Below are 23,266 nucleotides of genomic sequence, written 5' to 3'. Positions count from 1 at the left end.
TATAGGAATATTTAAAACATAAAAAATATGTTCTTGTTCATTATAATTTAATGGGGAGAGGTAAGTGTTATGACAGAAAATCAAATAATGGCTTTTTCGATCATTGGTCTCATGATGGTTGTTTTTATTTGGGATCGATTTCGTTATGATCTTGTTGCTATTTGTACTTTATTAATAGCTTGTGCCCTTGGTCTTGTCAGTCCGAAGGAAGCTTTTAGCGGTTTTAGTAATGATATCGTTATTATCGTGGGGAGTGTGTTTGTTGTCAGTACTGCTGTATCTCGCTCTGGTATAATGGAATTTATTATCCAACGGATATGGCCAGACGTGAAATCGGTGCGTCTTCAATTAGCTTTTTTGGTTCTTTCTGTTGTCGTATTATCAATGTTTGTTAAAAACATTGGTGCTTTGGCGATTATGCTTCCGATAGCTTTTCAGTTTGCACGTCGTTCTCAGGTTTCTCCTTCTGTCTTTTTGATGCCCATGGCCTTTGGTTCTTTGTTGGGGGGGCTTATGACACAGATAGGAACATCTCCCAATGTTGTTATTTCAGCGATGCAAGAACGTTTAGCAGGAACACCTTTTACTATGTTTGATTTTACACCAGTTGGTGCGGTTGTTGCGACGGCTGGTGTTGTATATTTGGTCTGTTTTTATTGGCTTTTGCCTGTGCGTGTGCGTTCAGGTGTATCGTTTGATGATGCCATTGATATTCGTAATTATGTTGCAGAAGTACATATTCCAATAAATTCACCGATTGTGGGAAAAAATATTGTTGATTTGGTTAAGCCATCAAGTGGTGATGTTATGGTGATTCAAATCATCAGAAACAAAGTATCTATTTCACCATTACCAGATTTTGTTTTGTCTGAAAATGATATTATTTTGCTGGAAGGATCACATACAGGGTTAGATAGCGTGATGAACTCTGCTCGTTTAGAGTTTTCTAAGGGGCGAACTATTGTTGCAGGTGATAAGGACAGTGATATTGATATTATTGAAGCAGTCATTACCCATAATTCACCTCTTATCGGTATTAGTGCGAAAGAGTTTTCTTTATTTGATCGCTATAATGTAAATTTGCTTGCGTTAAGTCGTCAACATGAAAGGGTGCGGGGAAGACTTGATGATATTATTTTCCATCTTGGAGATGTGATTGTTTTGCAAGGACAGGATGCAGTTATTCCAAATTTATTAAGAGAATTGAAATGCTTGCCCCTAGCAAAACGAAATATTGTGTTTGGAAATTTACGACATGGTTTCATCTCTTTAGCTGTTTTATTTATAGCAATTATTTTTACAGCTTTTCATATTGTTCCAGTTGCTTTTTCTTTCTTTTCTGCTGCTGCTGCAATGGTGATCTTTCGTGTTTTGCCCGCGCGTGATCTGTATCAGGCATTAGATGGCCCAATATTAGTGCTATTAGCAGCTCTTATTCCAGTGAGTGAAGCGTTAGAGAAAACAGGATGTACGGATCTCATTGGTCAATGGCTGAGCCAATTGGCAATATTTTTCCCGCCATCCGGTGCTTTAACGCTTATGTTGGTGACAGCTATGTTGGTTACGCCATTTTTGAATAATGCAGCAACAGTGATGATGGTAGCACCAATTGCGTCAAGTTTTGCTCACTCCCTTCATTATAAGCCTGAAGCTTTTTTGATGGCTGTTGCAATTGGTGCGGGCTGTGAGTTTCTTACACCTATTGGACATCAAAGTAATATGCTCGTGATGGCGCCAGGAGGATATCGTTTTAGTGATTATCCACGTTTAGGTGCTCCATTGGCGGTGTTGATCGTTATTATTGCTGTTCCAATGCTTATGTGGGTTTGGCCCTTACAATAGGATATTTTTAGAAACTTTAAGAATCAATTATAAAAGGTTGTTAATCGTATGAAGATAAGTTGAAGGGATATACTTTATATAGAGAGCTTTAACTGAAGATTTGGAATTATACCACACTTTCATCATGACGCTTCGGTATTTTTGATACAGATAAAAATTTATCTATTTGGTTTTAGTAGATATTCATGGAAATTTACTGTTTATTCAAGTTTTTTCAAGAATTGGTTTTTCTATTATAATTGTATAATCCAATACAACCAACGATTGTGGTTGAAGACTTTAAAAGATTATCCCTCTATATAATGGAGAGAAAGTTCGCTTGAGATGATAGGCAATCATGATAAATATTAAGGCAGTGAATTTTTCATAATATGTAAAAGCTGTAATGTGAACAAACAGGGTGCTTACATCATTTTCGATTAAGACTGTTGCAAAAATCTGATTGAATTGGCTACATGTTGATTTAAAATAAATAAACGAGTAATTTAAAGATTTTTAGTTAATTAGGGCTACCATCTTTATCCATTTATGCGTAAAAGCACAGGTGAAGTAACTTTTTTCAAGGTATGATATATGTCGTATGATAGTTTTATTGCTGAAGTGAATGCTGAATTTCGTCAGGAAAAGGCGCTTGCTTTTTGGAGACGGTATGGTTTTTCAATTATTGGAGCAGCTATTCTTTTTATATTCATGATAGTTGCTTATCAAGTTTATCATCATACACAAATAAAGAAAGCTGGTTATATTGGTGATGCATTTGTAAAGAGTCTTGATCTTGCGGATACACGTGATTTTGATAAAGCGATAAAGCAATTAGAAACTGTTAAAACCTCTCATTTTGGGGGGTATCCTTTTCTTGCTCGTTTACGTGAGGCTTCTTTACTCATGGAGAAAGGTGATATTATTAAGTCAGTGGAGATCTTTGATTCTGTTGCAGCGGATGAGAAAGCACCACAGATTTTGCAGAAAGTTGCAAAAATTCGGGCGGCTTATATTCTGGTTGATACAGGGACATTAGCTGATGTTGAAAAGCGCATCAAAGATATGGCAAGTGATACCGATCCTATGCGTATGTCTGCAAGAGAAGCTTTAGGCTTAGCTGCTTATAAGGCGGATAAAATGGATGAGGCGGTTTATTATTTTAAGAAAATTTCTGAAGAAGGTTCTTTGGGTTTAAAAATAACAGATCGGGCTCGAATGATGCTTGAGCTTATACAAGCTGAGGGCAAGGCAAATAAGGAATAAATCGATGAGCCTTACCATTGCTATCGTTGGTCGTCCCAATGTTGGGAAGTCAACACTATTTAATCGTTTGGTTGGGCAAAAATTGGCTTTGGTTGATGATAAGCCTGGTGTAACACGTGATCGGCGTATTCATGCGGCAAAACTTCAAGATCTACGTTTTGATGTGATTGATACGGCTGGGCTGGAAGAAGCAGGTGATCATACACTTGAGGGGCGTATGCGTTCTCATACAAAAGTTGCAATTGATGAAGCGGATCTTATTTTATTTGTATTTGATGCAAAGAGCGGAATAACACCAAGTGATTTAAATTTTTCTTCATTGGTTCGCAAATCAGGAAAGCCAATTGTGCTTGTTGCCAATAAGTCTGAGTCAAGAGCGGCAACAGGAGGAGAGTATGAGGCGTGGTCATTAGGTTTGGGGGAGCCATGCCCAATATCGGCTGAACATGGTTTGGGACTTAGTGATCTGCGTGATGCAATTATAGATGCTGTTGGGTCAGAGCATGTTTTTGGCAACAACAAAGAAGAAGATAGAATGATACAACCTGCATCTGTTGGTGATGATGTAAAGGATTTGGAAGAAGAAGAGCTTATTTACGATGAAAGTAAGCCCATTAGGATTGCAATTGCGGGGCGTCCCAATACAGGAAAATCCACTCTTATCAATAGTATGTTGAAACAAGAGCGATTGTTAACAGGACCAGAAGCAGGACTCACGCGTGATTCTATTTCTGTAGATTGGGAATGGCGTGGTCGTCATATTAAACTTTTTGATACTGCAGGTTTACGTCGAAAGTCGAGAATTCAAGAAAAATTAGAAAAACTATCTGTTGCAGATACTTTGCGTGCTATTCGTTTTGCAGAAGTGGTGGTCATTGTTTTTGATGCAACGATACCTTTTGAAAAGCAGGATTTACAAATTGCTGATCTTGTGATTCGTGAAGGGCGTGTTCCAGTTATTGCTTTCAATAAGTGGGACCTTATTGAAAACAGTCAGACCACATTGATTGATTTGCATGAAAAATGTGCGCGATTTCTTCCTCAAGTTCGTGGTTTGAGAGCTGTTCCTTTATCAGGACAATATGGTCAAGGGATTGATAAACTGATGGAAAATGTCATGATGATGCACCGTGTATGGAATCGTCGCATTTCGACGGCTAAATTGAACCAATGGCTTGGAACTGTTGTGGCACATCATCCACCTCCTGCGGTTTCTGGACGTCGACTTAAGGTTAAATACATCACACAGGTTAAGACACGTCCTCCTGGGTTTATGATTTCCTGCTCGCGCCCCAAAAGTATGCCTCAGTCGTATTTGCGTTATCTTGTCAATGGGTTACGTGAAACATTTGATATGTCTGGTATACCCGTTCGCATATCATTACGAGCCTCTGATAATCCTTTTGCGACACGTTCCAAGAAGAAATGATAACTCTTTAATTTTTTAAGTGAATGAAATCTATACTTAAGAATCTTAAAAATAAGTTTTTTAAATGATCGTTCTTTTCATAAAAGAAAAAGTTTTATTTGCTAAAGTTTTAATTTTATTGATAATCATTTATCATGAGCGCTATTGAATAGAGTTCTCTCATCTTGATAAAGATCATTTATTTGCATGTCATGAGAAGAGTTTAATAGGGAGTATTTAAGAAAGAGTACATAATCCTCTTAATGGGTTATTAAAGTGCAAGAATAGATGCAATATGAGGGTAGGGGAATGTAATTATGATGCTTGTTTGAAAAGCAGCATTAGATTATCGTTTCATAAAAATAAAGCTTATGAATAAGCGCTTTTGCTTACGATAGTTTGTCTGAATAAAAAGCAAAAATATTTGCTGAATCTACGGATATTCAATTGTAAAGAGCGAAATTCAAAAAAGTGGATTAAAATTGTATAAAGTAGTATGGTGATCTTATTTAAAATTTATTGTGTTCTATTGGCTTGACCTATTTGAAATTTTAGATTTATTAATATCTCGTATTTAAAGAAACCTCTCTTAATACCCTCAAGCTCATTGAGTGATGGGTTCTGTGATGGCATATGTAAAATACTTTGCGAATAGGATCATATAAAAACCATTGATTATTATCATTTTCATAAAATAAAAAGTGCAAGTTTATTTGAATAAAAGGAACAAAAAACGCTCTCATACTGTTTTTTAGCTTTCTATGTTCTCTTTCAAAACTAGAATTGATATAACATTGGGAGCTGGAAAATAAGATGGTATCAGTTTACACCTTTTGTTAAGCGTAAAAATGGCTGTTCTATGAGTTTTATATCATTCACAGGAACTTTTGTTATATATTCACGGGTGCTGTCGTGAAATCGGTTTAGGTGCTCAGAATATCTTTTTAAGAAAGATGTAAATTAAAAATACGTTATTTATACAATAAAATTTATACGATAATTTGTGATAGATTTCTTTTAGTATCTTGACGAATAAATTCGGGAACAATATGATGCACACGGTTTTATAAAATGTATTCTTACGTTGCTTTTTAATTAAGGAGCCAATGATGGCGATGGGCGAGAAACCCGTTATGAGCCGTAAGGAGGCTGAAGAGGAAAAGCAAGGAGAGTGTCTTCATTCAGAGGATTTGGAATGTCGTAGTAGGAACTTAAGCGTAGCTTTAGTGCGCAAGCAAGCATTAAAGAAGCGGGAGCATAGGAATAAGCGGGAAAAATCACAAGGAAGGATGGCAGGTGCAATTAAGCTTTCCAGTGAGTTTCTGGCAAGTATTATAGTTGGTATTGTTTTGGGGTTGGGGTTTGATAAGTTAGCAGGTTCATGGCCTTGGGGATTGGTATTTTTTCTCTTCTTTGGATTTGCTGCTGGTGTATTGAGTATTCTTCGGTCTGTGGGGTATGTTTCCTCCAGTCAATTAGGAAAAAAAGGCGTATTGCGCCAAGATAAACAAAATAAAGGGGCCAATGAGAGGTCCGATAAATGAGGTTGAAGTGACAGCGCACGCTCCAGATCCTATTCATCAGTTTGAGGTTTTAAGGCTGATTAAGATTTCCATAGGAAATATGGATTTATCGTTTACAAATGTATCATTGTTTACAGTTCTCACGGTTGTTGTAACTTCTATTTTTCTCTTTATTTCATCATCGAGTCGTGGATTGGTTCCAACGCGGATGCAGTCTCTTTCGGAAATGGCATATGAATTTGTAGCATCGACTCTGCGGGAATCATCTGGTGTGCAGGGAATGCAGTTTTTTCCTTTAGTTTTTTCTCTGTTTACTTTTATTTTGGTTGCTAACTTTATTGGTCTCTTTCCTTATTTTTATACGGTTACGTCTCAAATCATGATCACGTTTTCGTTAGCAATGGTGGTAATTTTGACGGTGATTGGTTATGGCTTTTATAAGCATGGGGTCAGTTTTTTGAAACTGTTCGTTCCCAGTGGAGTTCCTGTTGTGGTTTTACCTCTGGTGACAATGATTGAGGTTATTTCTTTTCTCTCCCGTCCAATTAGTCTTTCTCTTCGTCTTTTTGCGAATATGCTTGCTGGTCATATTACGCTTAAAGTGTTTTCTGGGTTTGTTGTTTCAATGATTGGGGTAGGAATCGTAGGTGTGGGTGGTTCGATTTTACCGCTTATTATGACTGTAGCAATTACTGCTCTTGAGTTTTTGGTCGCATTTCTTCAGGCTTACGTCTTTACGGTTTTAACTTGTATGTATCTTAATGATGCAATTCATCCAGGACATTAATAGAACTGGCGGTTTTCCGTCGAATAATGCAATTTCGCTTTAAAGGAGAATAACATGGAAATGGTGCTTGCAGCAAAATATATTGGCGCTGGTCTTGCTTGCTTTGGTATGGCTGGAACAGCTTTAGGACTTGGTAATATTTTTGGTAGCTATCTTTCTGGTGCATTACGAAATCCATCAGCAGCAGATAGTCAGTTTGGACGTCTCGTCTTTGGTTTTGCTGTAACAGAAGCTTTGGGAATTTTTTCATTGCTCATTGCTTTATTACTTCTTTTTGGGGTTTAATCATTATCAAAAGGGTATATCTGTTCTTGCATGAGGAAAGATTTACCCTTTTAGGCTCTTAACTAGAGAGATGCCAGAGAGATGTTTGTCAGTTATCATCGGTTATAGAGGGCTTTAATAAGCTATTTAAAGGATGAAAGAAGATGTTTGTTTCAAGCGCTTATGCACAGAACACTGAAACGTCGATAGAACATATTAAAAAGGTAGCAGAGCATGCAAATCGTGTGTTTCCGCCTTTTGATTTTGTGCATTTTGGTTCGCATTTTTTCTGGTTGGCAATTTCTTTCGGACTGTTTTATCTTTTTATCTCCCGTGTAATTGTACCACGTATTGGCGGTGTTATTGAAACACGGCGAGATCGAATCGCATCTGATTTAGATCAGGCAATGCGCATGAAGCAAGAAGCAGACATTGTTGTTGAAACTTATGAGCGGAAATTAGCAGAAGCGCGTTTGAACGCGCAGGCTATAGCGCAGGTAGCTAGTGAAGAATTAAAAGAAAAGGCAGAGCTTGAACGGAAAGAAATTGAAGAGAGTCTAGAGAAAAAACTCGCAGATGCTGAAAAACAGATAGCAAAAATTCGGGATAAAGCGATGCAAAATGTTGGTTCTATCGCTGAAGAAGTAGCTCTTGAAATTGTGAAAAAATTGATTGACGTTGATATCAGCAAAGAGGCTGTTCGTTCAGTTGTTAAAACTGCGGATTATTGAGGAAGACAAAGATGACTGATACTTTTTGGGCATTTGTTGGGTTAGTTCTTTTTTTGGCTCTTTTAGTCTATTTCCAAATTCCACAGAGGGTTATACACCATCTTGATGCGCGCGCGAAACGTATCAAAGATGAACTGGATGAGGCTCTGCGTCTTCGTGAAGAGGCACAGGAAATATTGGCTGAATATCAACGCAAACATGCAGAAGCAGAAAAAGATGCGCAAGAAATTATTGCAGCAGCAAAGCATGAAGTTGAATCTGTTATTGCTGAGGCCCGTGCAAAAGCAGAAGAATATGTAAAAAACCGCAATAAATTGGCAGAACAAAAAATTGCCCAAGCAGAAGCGGATGCAATACGCATGGTTTCTTCATCGGCGATTGATTTGGCAATTTCTACAGCACGTACCCTTATTGCAAGGGAAATAGATTCTAACAAGGCAGATGAACTTATCAAAGAGTCTCTTGAGAAAGAATCATTTATCAAAATGAAAACATATCTTAATTAATGATATTTGAGAGATAAAGAACAGTCTCTTTGGTTGCATAATTTTCTCAATATTAATTAATAAAAGTCATAAAAAAGAAAAAATTATCTTCATTGTTTTTATCAGTTAATAGGGTATTTTGATTTTAAATGACAAGTTTTGAGAAGTCTGCAACCGATTGTGTAACAATGTGAGTGCGTTTGAGAAGAGCAAGACGGTTAGCACGAACATCAGTTTTTTTATCATTCACCAATACTTTTTCAAAAAATATATCAATCAATTTTCCAAGTGGCGCTAGCACACTGAGTGCAAATGATAAATTTGTTGCATTGATGGGAGCAAGAACCTTTCTTTCTACTTCACAGATTGCATGATAGAGCTGCTTTTCTTCTTTCTCGACAAAGAGCTCAGGATTAATTTCATTCGCTATTGTTGTGCTTTTTTGAAATTCATTTTCAAGAATATTGGCAGTACGTTTTACAGAGGCTACAAAGTTCATTCCATCGTGGGTATTGATAAAAGCGATAAGCGATTCGACACGACGTGCAACCAATAAAAAATCATCAGAATCTTTATTTAAAACGGCTTCAAGGGCATCGTAACGAGCGCCTTCCTCTTTTAGATAGATTTTCAAACGGTCATGAAAAAAGAATAACAGATCTGATAAAATATATTCTGTTTTTTCTGGAAGCAGATTCTGCAATTGTGAATTTTCTCTTTGAGAGATTTCATATTTATTTTTTTGTTGTAAGAAAAGATTCGTTGCTAACTGGAACAGCGGCATAAGATTGATTTTCCAATCTCGCGAAAGTACAAGCCTAATAATTCCCAATGCTGCTCGTCTTAACGCATAGGGATCTTTTGAGCCCGTTGGTTTTTCATTAATGAGCCAAAAGCCAACGAGCATGTCAATTTTGTCGGCGAGCATAACGGTTATAGCAAGTGGTTCTTGTGGAAGACGATCTGTTGGTCCTTGAGGTTTATAATGGTCTTCGATTGCTACAGCTACGCGAGGATCTTCCCCTTGAAGAAGGGCGTATTTTTGCCCCATAACACCTTGTAGTTCAGGAAATTCTCCGACAATTTCTGTTTGCAAATCAGCTTTTGCAAGGATGGCTGCACGTTTTGCTAAAAGAGGATCTGTTTGTATCAAAGGGGCAATTTCTTGTGCGAGTGTAGCAATGCGTTCTACTCTTTCACCTTGTGTACCTAATTTAGCATGAAAGGTTACATTCAAATGATCAAGTCGCGCCATTCTTTGATCGAGAGGTTTTTTTATATCAAGCTCAAATTTTTTTATAGAAGATTCCAATTGTTGAAGATCAGGCAAATCATGCTGATCGGTTTGCCAAAAATGAAGTGCATCAGAAAGACGGGCACGGACAACCTTACTATTTCCTTTCGAAATTTCTTTGCCTTCATCATTTGCAAGAATATTAGAAACGAGAATAAAATGATGAGAAAGTTTTACTTTTTCTCCTTGTTTGCGGGTGACAAAACATTTTTGATTGGCTCGAATGGTCAAGCGAATAATTTCTGGAGGAATATCAAGGAATGATTTGTCAAAATCACCCATCAGGATAACAGGCCATTCAACAAGACCAGCAACTTCTTCTAGGAGGGGATTATCTTGAACCAGTTCTAAACCGTTTGCAAAGCAGAGATTTTGGGCATCAGCTAAAATAATATTCTTTCGTCTTTCGGCATCCAGAATGACTTTATGGGTTTCAAGTTGAGTAACATAGTCATCAAAGCGGCGCACTTGAAATGGCTCTCCATCACTTAAGAAACGATGACCATAAGTTAAATTATTGCTTTTAAGAGAACCAATTGTAAACGGAATAACATGTGTTTCACCAATTTCTGGTCCGAAGATGCAAAGAATGTTTTGTAAAGGTCTAATCCACTTCAAAGTACCACTTTGTGCTGAATCTTTTCCCCAACGCATAGATTTCGGCCACGGAAAGTTGCGGATAATATCCGGTAAAATATCGGCAATAATTTCTTCTGCAGCTCGACCTTTTTTAACAATTTTAGCAATATAAAAATGACCTTTTTTATCATCATGTCCAATATGCGCTTCAGAAACATCATTTAATCCTGTTGCACGTAGAAAACCATCAATTACATGCTGTGGTGATTTTATACTGGGACCTTTGCGTTCTTCATGGACATCTTTGGAGCGTGTGGAAAGTCCGCGTATGTCCAATGTTAGCCGACGAGGTGTCCAATATTCACGAGCAGCTTCATAGATCAATCCAGCATTCACAAGTTGATCTGTAACAGATTTCTTAAGATCAGCAGCAGCTTTTCGTTGCATACGTGCGGGGATTTCTTCACTGAAAAGTTCAAGAAGAAGATCAGACATTAGGCTTCTCCAGTATATATTTGTCCAGCTTCTGTGAGTAAAAAGGCTTCCCCACAACGGCGCGCGAGATTACGAACGCGAAGAATGTAATTTTGTCGTTCGGTTACAGAAATAACGCCACGTGCTTGCAAAAGATTAAAGATATGGCTCGCTTTAATACATTGATCATAGGCAGGAAAAACACAGCGATGGAATACATTTTCTTTATTTGGTTTTCCAGCATCAAGAAGTGCGCTGCATTCGCGTTCTGCATCGATAAAGTGCTGATGGAGCAGTTTTGTATCAGCAAATTCGAAGTTATAATATGAGTATTCCTGTTCTGCCTGTAAAAAAATATCTCTATAACTTATTTTGTTTTCTCCCTCCAAACCATTAAAGTTAAGGTCATAGACGTTATCAACCCCTTGGATATACATCGCTAGACGCTCAAGACCGTATGTGAGTTCCCCTGAAACTGGAGCGCATTCAATGCCGCACACTTGTTGAAAATAAGTAAATTGAGAGACTTCCATTCCATCGCACCAACATTCCCATCCAAGCCCCCAAGCACCAAGAGTGGGACTTTCCCAATCATCTTCAACAAAGCGAATATCATGCAGTTTTGTATCAAGCCCGATAGCTTGTAGCGACTTTATATAAAGTTCTTGTAGATTGAGCGGAGAGGGTTTGAGAAGCACTTGGAATTGATAATAGTGTTGTAAACGATTTGGATTCTTACCATATCGGCCATCTGTTGGACGTCGAGAGGGTTGGACATAAGCAACTTTCCAAGGGCGTGGTCCTAGAGAGCGTAATGTTGTTGCTGGATGAAAAGTCCCAGCTCCGACTTCCATATCGTAAGGTTGCAAAATTGCACACCCATAGTGTGCCCAATAATTTTGCAAAGTTAATATTAGTCCCTGAAAAGAACGTTTGGGGTTAAGATGTTCAGGCAGTTTCACGCTTTATACTCTTTATATTGGACTAAACAAAAAACCAAAGTAATTTTAGTTTCTCTATTTATTATTCATGTGGTTTATGGTTAAGCATCGTTTATTGCAAACCAAATTTCAACTTTTCTTGAATTTGTTCAGAATTTTCTGGTTTTCCGTCAATTGCGTGGTTCCATTGAAAGATTGCTTCACGTTTACGCCCAACTTTCCAATAGGCATCCCCTAAATGATCATTTAGTGTTGGGTCCTCAGGTTGTAATCTGACAGCATTTTCTAATATTTGCACTGCTTTATTATATTCTTTTAGTTTATAATAAGCCCACCCTAAAGAATCGAGAATATGACTGTTGTGAGCTTGTAAAGCAGAGGCTTTTTGTAGCATACGGAGCGATTCTTCAAGCTTCTCACCACGTTCCACAAGGGAATAGGCTAAATAATTAAGAACCTGCGGTTGATTTGGGAAAAATTCAAGTGATTTTCGCAAGTCAAGTTCTGCTTTTGGCCATTGCTTTAAACGTTCAAAAGCAATACCACGCTGATAAAAGAGTTTCCAATCGTCCTGCTGAAAGTTTTTTATCTTTGTAATAGCGTAGTCTAGAGTTTTAATGGCCTCAAGAAATTTATTGTCCTGCATATAAAAAGCAACGAGCGTTATCAAAATATTACGATCATTGGGAAATTTTTTATTTAACAATGTGAGTAATTTTATTGCTTCTTTGTAATTGTTGTTATTGGCAAGAAGGAATGCAAGATGAAGTTGTCCATCTTTATAATAAGGAGATTTAGGGGATAAAGCGCGATAAAGTTTAATTGCTTGATGTGGATCGTTCAATTTAGCAGAAATGTGTGCGAGCTGAAACAGTGTTGCGTCATTTTGAGGGTATAATGCGAAAGATAATTGCTTAAAAATACGTGCAATTCGCCCTGAGTTTTTGTAGTTGAGGGCTGTTCCAAAATTATATAATACCTCGGCTGCTCCTTGTTGAGGTGTTTTAATAACTCTCTCTAAGAAAGAATTTTTTTCAATTTTTTCTTGAAAGTTTTTAAGGACTTCTCGACCTGACAACATTTGTTCGCCATGCTGGATTGTTTGAAGAGCTTGGTTGCGCATATTATGGCGCAATTGGAATGAGGCATAGGCTATGATAATACGCTCATAAGTATTAGGAGCGATAAGAGTTCCCTGTTTGTTACTCAGTGCTTTAATGAAATATTTTTTTGCATCCTTTGGCCGTTCTGCAAGGTCGCTCATAAGTGCTAGATGATAAGATATAAAAAGATCATACCAGACAGGACCTTTGAGTTTCTTAAGATCATCGATTGCCTGAGATTTTTGTCCAGATCCAAATGTAATCCAAGCGCCGATGAGTTCAGGTATTGGATTATTGGACGTAGGAAGTTCCTTTAATTTCAGAAGAGCCTTGGCATTCTTATAATCTTTTTTGATGAGACTTTCTACTGACAAAGTTAAGGAAACAAAGGGAGTTATAACATCGTTCTCTTTGAGTTTTTGGGCTTGTTGGACAGCTTCTTTAAAGTTTCCGACCGAGAGCATAGCTTCAAGGAGCTCTTTTTGTGTTTCAATGTTATCAGGTTGATAAACCAGTGCTTGTTTAAAATAATTGATAGCAAGTTCTGTTTTATTTTCATGATTTGCAACCCTTCCAGCTAAATAAGCACCTGTAAATGAGCTTGTATGAGTTGCTGCACTTATTTTACTGTAGGTGAGGGATGGCATCAGCATGATACCCACGATAAAGAGGGCAAAAAGTCGAGATACCGTTGCAGAGCACATGGAGCTAATCCTTTTCAAGATAATCAATTGATGGTGTTGTTTATAGATCATATCTCATTACTTTGTTGAGAAATACTGCGATTCTTGCAAAGAATTCAGTTTACGCGCGCAATACAAAATTCAACAGTCTCAACGAGAGCATTATAAGCAAGATTTTCATTCATGGGAACAAGAGCATCAATTGCATATTTTCCATAGATGCGTGCTTGTTCTATTGTATCTGTGATACTATCATACTTTTCCATTAAGTGTTGCGCGTGTGCGAAGGATTCATCATTATTATTGCCATCTTCAAGCGCTTTTTTCCAGAAATCTTTTTCTACCATATTCCCACGCTCATATGCGAGAATAACAGGCATTGTGATTTTTCCTTCTCTAAAATCATCCCCTATATTTTTTCCTAAGTTTTGAGCACTACCGCTATAGTCAAGTGCATCATCAATTAATTGGAAAGCTAAACCTAAGGATGTTCCATATTCACGTAATGAAGAACGCTCTTTATTTCCATAGCCAGCAATAATGGGTCCTACTTCAGCGGCTGCTGAAAAAAGTGCTGCTGTTTTTGCATCGATGATTTTGAGATATTCTGAAGGGCTGGTTTTTATATTTTTTGCGGCAGAAAGTTGCATAACTTCTCCTTCAGCAATAATTGCAGCAGCGTTGGCTAGGACAGAGAGCGCTTCTATGGAACCGACATCGACCATCATTTTAAAGGCCTGGCCCAATAGGAAATCACCAACAAGTACACTTGCTTGATTCCCCCAAATCATCCGTGCTGTAGATTTTCCACGTCGTAAATTACTTTCGTCAATCACATCATCGTGTAGCAATGTTGCTGTATGCATAAATTCAACAGCTGTTGCGAGTTTTATATGCCCGTCACTTTGATAACCAAACATATGAGCAGAAGCGAGCGTAATCATTGGGCGTAATCGCTTTCCACCTGATGAAATAAGATGGTTAGAAATTTCAGGGATCATCTCAACCTCTGATTTTGCCATAGAGAGAATAAATTGATTTACGCAATCCATATCTTTTTGAGTAAGATTGACAAGAGATTGAAGAGAAATTTGATTATTTCTTATTTGTTTTGGTTTGATAGCTGCACTCAATGTGTTTACTCCTAGAGTATTGCAATGGACATATATAAAATTTACTTTATTCATTAGCATAAAGGGGGTTTGGTTTTGACTCAAGCTTTTGATGTCGTTTAAAAGTGTTAGCTTGGAATGTTATTGGCAAGAAATGTTCTTTAGCGAGTGTAATCTTATTGTTATGAAATAATAAAAAATTTAAAATAGTAGCTGAATGGCAAAAATGCAATTTATAAAGGTGAGCATTAGGCTTTTAAATGGATAAAGCAGCGAATCAGAGTGGTGAAACAATTGACAGTTTTCACCGCGGAAAATTTTATTTGGTTCAACCCCATAAATATGGTCATCGTTCTGGAATGGATGCGATGTTATTAGCTAGTTTGGTTCCGAGTGATTTAAAGGGCAAGGTTGTTGATTTAGGTGCAGGTGCTGGAGCTGCGGGTTTGGCTGTTGCTTCGCGTTGTCTGAAAGTTCATGTTACCTTAGTTGAACGTTCAGCTTTTATGGTATCTTACGCTCAAAAAACGCTTATGCTAAAACAAAATAAACAATTTGCTAGCCGAATTTGTTTGCTAGAAGCAGATGTTACCTTCAAAGGGAATGCCCGTATAAAAGCAGGTTTGATAGATAATAGCTTTGATTTTGCGATTATGAATCCACCTTTTAATAATCCCACCGATCGTAAGACACCTGATAAACAAAAATCTGAAGCACATGTTATGTCTGAAGCAATGTTTGATAACTGGTTGCGGAGTGCAGCAGCTATTGTTAAGCCAGGTGGATACTTAGGGCTCATTGCACGTCCACAATCGTTGACAGATATCTTGCATGCTTTAGAAGGGCGTTTTGGTGGTATTTGTATAATTCCTGTGCATGCCCGTGCGAAAACAGCAGCAATTCGTCTTTTATTTTACGCAAAACGAGGAAGCAGAGCAGCTTTATCTATTTTACCGGCATTGGTTATACATGAAGGTAATGACCATACTTTTTCACCTCGAGTTGATGCAATTAATAATGGATATATAAGCTTGTGGGAACTTTTCTAATAGTATCTTGTGTTTTTTAGTTTATTATTTAAAGTCTACACTTTGTCATTAGGGAGGCTTAGCTTTTGGGTGAAGTTATATTTCTGATTGTAATGTGGGGGTTGATTGGCGCTTTTGGATGGTATCACGTTGTTCCTTTTTGTTGTCCTTGCCTATTTAATTGTTCTTAATTTATAAGGAGATTTTGTTTTGATGGATTTTATTAAAAGTTTTATTCCACGCCGTTTTTCTTCCGATAAACTTGAAATTCCTGTGGTGCGCCTTCAAGGAGCAATTATGGATTCATCAGCATCTATATCTCGTACCCTTTCCCTCAGTAGGTGTGCAAATCTTTTAGAGAAGGCTTTCGCACACAAAAAGTCACCGGTTGTTGCACTTATTATTAATTCTCCTGGTGGTTCACCTGTACAATCGCGTTTTATCTTCAAGCGCATTCGTGACTTGGCAGAAGAAAAAAATAAAAAGGTTCTTGTGTTTATTGAAGATATTGCAGCATCTGGTGGTTATATGATTGCTTGTGCAGGGGATGAAATTTTTGCAGATCCTTCTTCAATTGTTGGTTCCATTGGAGTGGTTTCAGCTTCCTTTGGTTTTCCGGAACTTTTGAAGAAAATTGGTATCGAACGGCGTGTATACACAGCAGGAAAGAACAAAGTTACATTAGATCCATTTCAGCCAGAAAAAAAGGCGGATATTGAGCATTTGAAATCTCTCCAACTTGAAGTGCATCAAACTTTTATCGATTTGGTTAAAGAACGGCGTGCTGAAAAATTATCAGATGATTCGAATCTCTTTACAGGAATGTTTTGGAGTGGAAAACAAAGCGTTGGGCTTGGTCTGGTTGATGGATTGAATGATGTACGTTCTGTTATTAAGGAGCGCTTTGGTAATGATGCAAAACTTCGACTTATTATGCCTCCAAAAAGTTTTTTAGGACCTAAAACGCCTTCAGGAGTGACGGCACATACGGTTTATACAGTCGTTGATAGTGCATTGATGGCAGCAGAAGAGCGAGCTCTTTGGCAGCGTTATGGTTTGTGATGGAAAGGATCATTCAAGCCAGAGAGATTTTTATCTAAAAACAGATACTAGAAGAAAAAAGGCTTGAAATGATACGAATGAGAACATGTCGTTTATTTTGTATGAGAACTCTTTATATTTATTGTTTTTTAGAAAACGATTAAGAATATTCCAAGCTGTTTATAGGGCTCGTGCTAAAAGTATGGGTAAAAGGGGGAAATTTTTAAAAGAACCCTATGTAAGTGAATATTACGTCATATGATATCAAATGTACAAACTTCGTTCCAAAGACATTCCTATTTATTTACACCTATTAAATTGAATTTAGCTCTACATGTTGTAGGGCAACGTGCTGACGGGTATCATTTAATAGAGAGTTTGGTTTATTTTAGTCTTAGCGGTGATTGTCTACACTATGCACCTTGTGAAAATAATCAGTTTGTTTTGACGGGGTCGTTTGCAAAAGGGCTTGTTTCTCATTTAGACAATTTGGTTATTCGCACAAGGGACTTTATGCATAAGACTTTTCCGGAATGTGCTCAACCTGCTTTTTTTCGGCTTGTAAAAACATTACCTGTTGCTTCAGGCATTGGTGGTGGCTCAGGTGATGCAGCTGGGGTTATCAGCATGTTGCGTCGGCAGTGGAATCTTGATTGCCCTTACGAAGAATTAGCAAAAAAGAGCTTAGTTCTTGGTGCTGATGTTCCCATGTGCCTTTGTGCATTAGAATATCAGCAGCCGCTTTTGGTTAAAGGAATTGGTCAAGAGATGATACGACTAAAAGAAGCTTGTTCATTAGCAATGGTATTGGTTAATCATGGACAAGAGATTTCAACACAAGCTGTTTTTAAAGCGTTAGAGAAGCGTCATAATCCTTCTTTAAAAATTAATACAGACGCTTTAAAGAGTGTTGATTCATTAGTTGAAGTTTTACAAGAAACGCGTAATGATCTTTTTTCTCCTGCATTAAAAATAGCACCTCAGTTAGCTGAAGTGTTATCTATATTAGATGAATGTGGGGCTCTTTTTTCCCGTATGTCTGGAACGGGAGCAACTTGCTTTGGCATTTTTAAAAATAAACAAACGGCGCAACAAGCAGCTCTTTTTATCAAATCAATGCACCCAAATTGGTTTGTACAACCTATCATGACTTTAGGAAATATTTGATAAATAAATATAAAAGCTTTTATTTCATCATGATTTTATTATACATAATAAAAGAGGGTAACCAAAGAAATGTGTTTTTTATTTTTTGTGCAAGAATTCGTGGAATGTTTGAAGAGCTATTTAAAACTGTAATGCTTGCAAAAAATGATCAGGCTACAGAAATAGATGTATGTTTGTTGTATTTGTGATTTATCAAAGATGTTTAATTTTCCGCTACAACCAAATTTTTCGTGCGAATTGGATTTGCAAAAACAGGGTTTTTTTCATATAGCAGGTGTTGATGAAGTAGGACGGGGTCCTCTCGCTGGACCTGTGGTAACAGCAGCCGTTATCTTGGATAAAGATCGTATTCCTAATGGGTTAAATGATTCAAAAAAACTTTCTTTTTTCCAACGAAATAGACTTTATCATGAAATTTTGCAAAGTGCATTAGCGGTTTCAGTCGCCAGTCTTTGTGCTCGTACAATTGATCAATCTAATATTAGAAAAGCAACGTTAGAAGCAATGCGTCGCTGTATTATAGGATTAGCCATTCCAGCCCACTATGTCCTTGTTGATGGGCGTGATATTCCTTCTGAGTTGTCCTGTCCTGCAATGGCATTGATTAAGGGCGATCAGCGTTCAGTTTCAATTGCAGCCGCATCTATTATTGCGAAAGTAACGCGTGATCGGATGATGGAATGTACAGGACAAGTTTATAAAGGGTATGGTTTAGAGAAGCATGTAGGTTATGCAACGCTAGCGCATCGTACAGCTCTTGATAAATATGGACCAGTTATAGGATTACATCGTTATAGTTTTGCACCACTAAAAGAGTGTAAAAAAGGTAATTAAAATCAGTGATTTACTACAAGAGTAAAGGGTTTTATAATTCATTGATTCTATTATGTTTTTTGAGTGTCTATCCCTAACCTTTTTGAAGCTTTTTATCACTTATTCCTATCTATTTTTTCCAGATATAGAATCAGATATTTCTAACATGGGCTTAACTCTTATTTGTTATTAACCGTATAGCAATGATATACGACAAGGGGCGGTAATGGCAATTGTGAGTTTTAAATATAAGGGCTTAAAATTATTTTATACAACAGGTTCCACAAAAGCTATTTGACCAGATCACTTAAAAAATTACGCGTTATCTTAACGGCTTTAACAAGTGCTACTACGCCTGAAATGTTGAGAGCGCCTGCCTTTAAAATACACCCTCTTAAAGGTGAACTTACAGGGTACTATTCTATATGGATGAATGGAAATTGGCGTGTTACTTTTCGCTTTATAGGAACAGATGTGGAGCTTGTTGATTATCAAGATTACCATTGATGAGAGGAATGAAAAAAATGACGCATAACCCCGCACATCCGAGTGAAGTTCTGAAAGTAGCTTTCTTAGAAGAAATGGGGATAACAATACAAAAATTAGCTGATCATCTCCATATGACAAGAGCTTCTTTATCAAGAGTGATTAACGGACATGCTTCTATAAGTACCGAGCTTGCTATTAAATTAGAATTAGCTGGTTTTAGTAAAGCAAAATTTTGGTTGGATATGCAAACAAACTATAATTTATGGCAAACAAAGCAACAGGCACAACCACCTATTTCTCTTCTTGTTTTTGATACACCTCAAACGCCGCTTTGATTTCGTTAATAATTTTGATGGTGCTTTGGTTTGTTTTTTTAGCTGCCGCCCATTGCTCTAACTTTTTTGAAGTTTTTTAATGGCTTCTATTGCAAGGCGTTTTCTATCGGCTGTTTTGGTATAAAGAGATGCCATTTTATCTTCTGTCCAGCCAAAAAGCGCTTTCATTTGCGAAACTGTCGCACCAGCATTGGCTGCACGTGTTGCTGCTAATTTTCGCAATCCGTGCGCTGATTTTTTAATACCCGCCGCATTACATGCTTCACGAAAGAGGTTGCCAAAACTTTCTTTGACAAGCTTATTTCCACCTTTACCACAAATAAATGTTTCATTACCTATGGGACCAATTTTAAGGGTTTCCTCTAGTTCTGGTAAAATAGGAAGAAAAACATCTGTTTTAAATTGGCTCTTTTCTGTTTTGAGATAAATGATATTATCTTTGACGTCTTTCCAGCCGATACGAACGGCATCACCACGACGCAAGCCTGTATAAAGAAGAACATCAATCCAGACGCGTTCATGTGTACCATGTGACCAACGGTGATAATATTTGTCTATGTCCTCTTCTAGCCATGGCAGCAATCCCCCACTGTTTAAAGATTTTGGTGCTTTTATATTAAAGGCAGGATTTCTATTTAAAAGGGCATTATCAACCGCCCAATTAAAGAGACCGTTTAAAGAGGTCAAAAAATGTTTTGCCGCCGCGGGGGTCTCTCGCCTTCTGTCTACGGCTTCAAGAATGTGTTGTTTGTTTATGCTTTTATATGCACGATCACCGATATGTTTAGAAACATTATTCAGAATTCGATATTTAACTTTTTTAGTAGATTCTGATTGATTATGCCATTGCATGCTTTGTAAATACTGATGCAATAACCAATCGAAAGAGCCTTTTGTAAGTCTGTTTATTTTCTTGGAGATGCCATTTTGCGCTTGTTTAATAGCCCAGCGTATATTTGCTCTGATGGAAATCAATGGACTGTCATAAATTTTAGCTTTTCCACTAATAAATGTACCACCGAAAACTTGTGCATCCCCAAAAACTTTGGCATAATCATAGACTTTTGCATCATCACTTATCCAGCAATTGCCATCATGACTTAGATTGTCTTCTTTTTGTATAAAAGCGCCAAGATCACCTGCCTTTACATCTCCAAAGTCTCTCAAAGCACGGATGTAGTAAAGTGTAATGTATCCACCAACCTCAATTGTTTCATCAGTCAGTTCATATTTCTTTTCCTTGATTTGCGCAGAATTCACCCGTAGCGTGAATCATGCATCACTTAAAAGTTATTAGGAATGGGTAGGGGGCTGGGAGGCATATGGGCACTCCCATTTTTTAAAAATATGCAAATTTATTTTTTTAGATGTGCTTAATTTCATATTTCCAATCAGGCAATGGAATGAGAGCTAATGCGAGTTGTCCTCTATGACACATGCATACATTAGCTTCAAAACAGGTGATTGCAACGCGCTTTTTGTTTAAAAAAATTTGATATAATTTGTTTATTGCACAAGAATTATCCTTGAGAGTTGTATTTTGATAATCTTCAAAAAGGCGATCATAATCTTTTGTATTTTCAAATTTCTTCGTTTTTCAGAGGCAATTCCAAGTTCAGGCATATGCCATATATTCAATATCAATGTTGTTTACAACTTTCTCTAATTGTCTTTTTGAAAATCCGTATTTTCTGCTTATTGGATTTTTACGAATATCATACAAAAGTTTAATATTATTTTTGATAAGTTGATTGAAATAGTCCTCAAAGGATTTTCTTTCATAGCCAATGGTAAAAAACAAAGCTCTCATCTTTAGCAGGCTGTATGATGATATGTTTGATGTTACACACGTTTAATTTCCTTAGTAAATAGGTGGGGGCTCTATGAGCGCCTCTTTCCAAAAGGGATAAATCCTCCAGCGATTATCATAGTGTTGTGGAGCAATCAGGCATCAAAGCTGGTGATGGCGGCTTTAATATCATTGTTAAAGACAAAACAACGCTGACCGGAGGCATCATTGCCAGCACCGCGTCGGCAGATAAAAACAGCCTGACCACAGGAAGTATCAGTACCAGTGATATCACCAACAGTGCGCATGCTCAAGCCAGCAGCCATGGGTTTAGCATTTCTGGGAATGACACGATAAAGAACATTGCCAAAAATGTTTTAAATCACGGCAAAACCAAGGATGGAGCAGAAGGGGAAACCAAATCTGCTATCAGTGATGGGAGTATCATCCTTACTGATATAACTGGACAGACGGCGATGGGGCAAGATGCTGGACAAATCATTGGCTCTCTCAACCGTAACACCGCTTGAGGGCATCGTTCATAATCGCGTAGATATGATCAATGATTTATCGGATGAAGGGCTTGGATACTAGGACAAAGTGCGCGAAATGACAAATGTCAAAGAGCATCCTGAGGGAGAAGTTGCGCACGATGAAAATGGCAATGTACTCTATTTAACTGATAAGAATGGAGAGTATATAAAAGGCAGCGATGGAAAGTACATTACTCTGTATCACTTTTTAAATGCTGAAGATGAGCAGCATTTAAAAGCTGGCTCTGATGGCGCTGTTTATATGTTCTACAATGGCATTTTAAATTCACCCGATGATGCTACGGGTAATGCTGTCCAATTGGCTGTTAATAAAAATGGTCCCCTTTATTTTACATACCACCCACAAGCTAAAGACAGGCTCGTAGAGATTGGAGTAGCGATTTATGAGTATTTTGGGGGATGGAGTAATTCAACCAAGAAGTTACAAGATTTTATCTATCATTATGGCAATACAGGGGCGATCGTTAGTGCGCATAGCCGAGTAGTCTTACAGTGGGCAATGGAATGCGTGACTTTGAACAGCATGGCATTCACGGTATAGCAGAAAAAACAGATATCTATCTTTTGGGACCAGCTAATAACTCTCTATCGATAGCGAATGCACTATATTATGTGAGTGATGGTAAAAAAGATCATATTTATTTACAAAACCATATATTTAATCCCATTGGTACAGGAATTAGTCACAATCTACCTCCTGTTTATAAGGTACCCTTGAAGTTCCCCTATGTATTATCCACCAGCAATTCCAATGATAGAGCAAGGGGGAACGTTTATCGGGCATAACCCTAGTACCCATAAGTGTTATGGTAATGCGGGGAAAAATGTCAAGATACTTATGGAACACATCATAATGATAATACAAAAATTTATGCACCTCGTGCAATTTTAGATTATTTAGGTTTAGGTTATTTATGGAAAAAAAATGAATACACTGTTTAAATTATTAAGTGGGATAGTTCTATTAAGTATTACTGGATGTAACTCAAAGCCTCCTTCAACATACTTTGTTATATGGCAAAAGCCAAGTGTAGACTTTACTGAGGTAGAAAAAGCATCGTTAGAGTGTGGTATATCATCTCCTTATAATATAGATTCGGAAAATAGTAAATTGGATTTAAATGAATGGGCAATGATTCATGGTTGTGTGATTCAATCGGGATTTCACTATAAAATTAAAAATGGAAAATGGTGTGAAATTGTAAAGATGATAGAATTCCAGTGTATCGTCCAAGTGCTGTCATCCCGAGGCGCAGTGTCAAGAAGCGCTTAAATAGTCCGTATTGTAAAAAAAGTATAAAAACACTCTTAAATATCAACACTAAATTTTGCCGTTGATAATCAACAATCAAAATGCTGTATGTGAAGCGATATGACGTATGGAATACACTTAGGTAATCCTATAACGTTGCGTCATAGGACGGATTGTGCACTCTCTAGGGTGATGAGTTTGAGAAAGCCTTGTCCGTCCTTACGTGACAAGTTTTTTTATACCACGTCGTTATAACGTTGCTGTTTTGCTTGCTCGATGACATTCAAAAGATCCGATTGTAACCAACGGGATAAAAAACCAAATTTT

General features: G+C 37.4%; 21 protein-coding genes and 4 pseudogenes. 18 read left to right on the top strand and 7 right to left on the bottom strand.

What is annotated here, in order from left to right; translation table 11 throughout:
- Window positions 1-69 precede the first annotated feature (69 nt).
- The 8 genes from ACFILO_RS06915 to ACFILO_RS06880 all read left to right on the top strand — a co-directional run bounded on the left by ACFILO_RS06915 (window position 70) and on the right by ACFILO_RS06880 (window position 8,306).
- On the top strand, window positions 70-1,842 hold the full coding sequence (locus ACFILO_RS06915; RefSeq protein WP_375678041.1) for an SLC13 family permease: 1,773 nt from the start codon (window positions 70-72) through the stop codon (window positions 1,840-1,842).
- Window positions 1,843-2,415: 573 nt separating this feature from the next.
- Window positions 2,416-3,087 (top strand): tetratricopeptide repeat protein, encoded by a 672-nt coding sequence (locus ACFILO_RS06910; RefSeq protein WP_375631557.1) that lies wholly within the window; start codon window positions 2,416-2,418, stop codon window positions 3,085-3,087.
- A gap of 4 nt (window positions 3,088-3,091) precedes the next feature.
- On the top strand, window positions 3,092-4,516 hold the full coding sequence (gene der, locus ACFILO_RS06905; RefSeq protein WP_375629773.1) for a ribosome biogenesis GTPase Der: 1,425 nt from the start codon (window positions 3,092-3,094) through the stop codon (window positions 4,514-4,516).
- A 1,088-nt stretch (window positions 4,517-5,604) separates the two neighbouring features.
- On the top strand, window positions 5,605-6,039 hold the full coding sequence (locus tag ACFILO_RS06900) for an AtpZ/AtpI family protein (protein WP_375612110.1): 435 nt from the start codon (window positions 5,605-5,607) through the stop codon (window positions 6,037-6,039).
- Between the two features lie 7 nt (window positions 6,040-6,046).
- A complete protein-coding gene (locus ACFILO_RS06895; RefSeq protein WP_375612111.1) occupies window positions 6,047-6,805 on the top strand; it encodes a F0F1 ATP synthase subunit A in 759 nt (252 codons plus the stop codon).
- A gap of 54 nt (window positions 6,806-6,859) precedes the next feature.
- Window positions 6,860-7,090 (top strand): F0F1 ATP synthase subunit C, encoded by a 231-nt coding sequence (locus ACFILO_RS06890; RefSeq protein WP_005773968.1) that lies wholly within the window; start codon window positions 6,860-6,862, stop codon window positions 7,088-7,090.
- A 143-nt stretch (window positions 7,091-7,233) separates the two neighbouring features.
- Window positions 7,234-7,800 (top strand): F0F1 ATP synthase subunit B, encoded by a 567-nt coding sequence (locus ACFILO_RS06885; protein ID WP_273790398.1) that lies wholly within the window; start codon window positions 7,234-7,236, stop codon window positions 7,798-7,800.
- An 11-nt stretch (window positions 7,801-7,811) separates the two neighbouring features.
- Complete coding sequence (locus tag ACFILO_RS06880; RefSeq protein ID WP_375612090.1) at window positions 7,812-8,306, top strand: F0F1 ATP synthase subunit B; 495 nt, start codon at window positions 7,812-7,814, stop codon at window positions 8,304-8,306.
- Window positions 8,307-8,430: 124 nt separating this feature from the next.
- On the opposite strand, the gene glyS is transcribed toward ACFILO_RS06880, so the two are convergent.
- The 4 genes from glyS to ACFILO_RS06860 form a co-directional block, all read right to left on the bottom strand.
- Window positions 8,431-10,653, bottom strand: coding sequence for a glycine--tRNA ligase subunit beta (gene glyS / locus ACFILO_RS06875; RefSeq protein WP_375652331.1), 2,223 nt, complete (start codon window positions 10,651-10,653; stop codon window positions 8,431-8,433).
- Window positions 10,653-11,594: a glycine--tRNA ligase subunit alpha gene (locus ACFILO_RS06870; RefSeq protein WP_375606430.1), complete on the bottom strand. Its 942-nt coding sequence runs from the start codon at window positions 11,592-11,594 to the stop codon at window positions 10,653-10,655. The genes glyS and ACFILO_RS06870 overlap by 1 nt, the downstream gene beginning before the upstream one ends.
- Before the next feature lie 91 nt (window positions 11,595-11,685).
- Window positions 11,686-13,380, bottom strand: coding sequence for a tetratricopeptide repeat protein (locus ACFILO_RS06865; RefSeq protein WP_375612092.1), 1,695 nt, complete (start codon window positions 13,378-13,380; stop codon window positions 11,686-11,688).
- Window positions 13,381-13,475: 95 nt separating this feature from the next.
- A complete protein-coding gene (locus ACFILO_RS06860) occupies window positions 13,476-14,552 on the bottom strand; it encodes a polyprenyl synthetase family protein (protein ID WP_375613529.1) in 1,077 nt (358 codons plus the stop codon).
- 179 nt (window positions 14,553-14,731) lie between these two features.
- Between ACFILO_RS06860 and ACFILO_RS06855 the strand changes: the two genes are divergently transcribed.
- The 6 genes and pseudogenes from ACFILO_RS06855 (at window position 14,732) to ACFILO_RS06830 (ending at window position 19,344) form a co-directional block, all read left to right on the top strand.
- On the top strand, window positions 14,732-15,520 hold the full coding sequence (locus ACFILO_RS06855; RefSeq protein ID WP_375612094.1) for a tRNA1(Val) (adenine(37)-N6)-methyltransferase: 789 nt from the start codon (window positions 14,732-14,734) through the stop codon (window positions 15,518-15,520).
- 192 nt (window positions 15,521-15,712) lie between these two features.
- The gene (locus tag ACFILO_RS06850) at window positions 15,713-16,561 is read left to right on the top strand and encodes a S49 family peptidase (RefSeq protein WP_375612095.1); all 849 of its coding nucleotides are present in this window, start codon (window positions 15,713-15,715) and stop codon (window positions 16,559-16,561) included.
- A 237-nt stretch (window positions 16,562-16,798) separates the two neighbouring features.
- Window positions 16,799-17,707, top strand: a complete 909-nt coding sequence (locus ACFILO_RS06845; protein WP_375631568.1) for a 4-(cytidine 5'-diphospho)-2-C-methyl-D-erythritol kinase — start codon at window positions 16,799-16,801, stop codon at window positions 17,705-17,707.
- 165 nt (window positions 17,708-17,872) lie between these two features.
- Window positions 17,873-18,541, top strand: coding sequence for a ribonuclease HII (locus tag ACFILO_RS06840; protein ID WP_375678040.1), 669 nt, complete (start codon window positions 17,873-17,875; stop codon window positions 18,539-18,541).
- A gap of 205 nt (window positions 18,542-18,746) precedes the next feature.
- Window positions 18,747-19,027: pseudogene (locus ACFILO_RS06835) on the top strand (type II toxin-antitoxin system RelE/ParE family toxin).
- Between the two features lie 17 nt (window positions 19,028-19,044).
- Window positions 19,045-19,344, top strand: coding sequence for a HigA family addiction module antitoxin (locus tag ACFILO_RS06830; protein ID WP_375629753.1), 300 nt, complete (start codon window positions 19,045-19,047; stop codon window positions 19,342-19,344).
- A gap of 57 nt (window positions 19,345-19,401) precedes the next feature.
- Here the strand turns inward: ACFILO_RS06830 and ACFILO_RS06825 are convergent, their stop codons facing one another.
- Together ACFILO_RS06825 and ACFILO_RS06820 are read right to left on the bottom strand one after the other, a co-directional pair.
- On the bottom strand, window positions 19,402-20,352 hold the full coding sequence (locus ACFILO_RS06825) for a tyrosine-type recombinase/integrase (RefSeq protein ID WP_404977284.1): 951 nt from the start codon (window positions 20,350-20,352) through the stop codon (window positions 19,402-19,404).
- A gap of 355 nt (window positions 20,353-20,707) precedes the next feature.
- Window positions 20,708-21,154 (bottom strand): annotated as a pseudogene (locus ACFILO_RS06820) (DUF488 family protein).
- A 125-nt stretch (window positions 21,155-21,279) separates the two neighbouring features.
- Here ACFILO_RS06820 and ACFILO_RS06815 point away from each other — a divergent pair.
- The 4 genes and pseudogenes from ACFILO_RS06815 to ACFILO_RS06800 all read left to right on the top strand — a co-directional run bounded on the left by ACFILO_RS06815 (window position 21,280) and on the right by ACFILO_RS06800 (window position 23,025).
- Entirely contained in the window at window positions 21,280-21,663 is a 384-nt protein-coding gene (locus ACFILO_RS06815) for a hypothetical protein (RefSeq protein WP_375678038.1), read from the top strand.
- Window positions 21,664-21,742: 79 nt separating this feature from the next.
- A complete protein-coding gene (locus ACFILO_RS06810; RefSeq protein WP_375678037.1) occupies window positions 21,743-22,228 on the top strand; it encodes a hypothetical protein in 486 nt (161 codons plus the stop codon).
- Entirely contained in the window at window positions 22,192-22,473 is a 282-nt protein-coding gene (locus tag ACFILO_RS06805) for a hypothetical protein (RefSeq protein ID WP_375668514.1), read from the top strand. Before ACFILO_RS06810 ends, ACFILO_RS06805 begins: the two co-directional genes overlap by 37 nt.
- A gap of 139 nt (window positions 22,474-22,612) precedes the next feature.
- Window positions 22,613-23,025 (top strand): annotated as a pseudogene (locus ACFILO_RS06800) (hypothetical protein).
- A gap of 150 nt (window positions 23,026-23,175) precedes the next feature.
- On the opposite strand, the pseudogene ACFILO_RS06795 reads toward ACFILO_RS06800, so the two are convergent.
- Window positions 23,176-23,266, bottom strand: a pseudogene (locus ACFILO_RS06795) (DNA-binding protein); the annotation flags it as partial.

The organism is Bartonella sp. AP72JLCBS, assembly GCF_042195705.1.
In the GTDB taxonomy this organism is placed as follows: domain Bacteria; phylum Pseudomonadota; class Alphaproteobacteria; order Rhizobiales; family Rhizobiaceae; genus Bartonella.
This window is presented reverse-complemented; position numbering and strand designations above follow the sequence as displayed.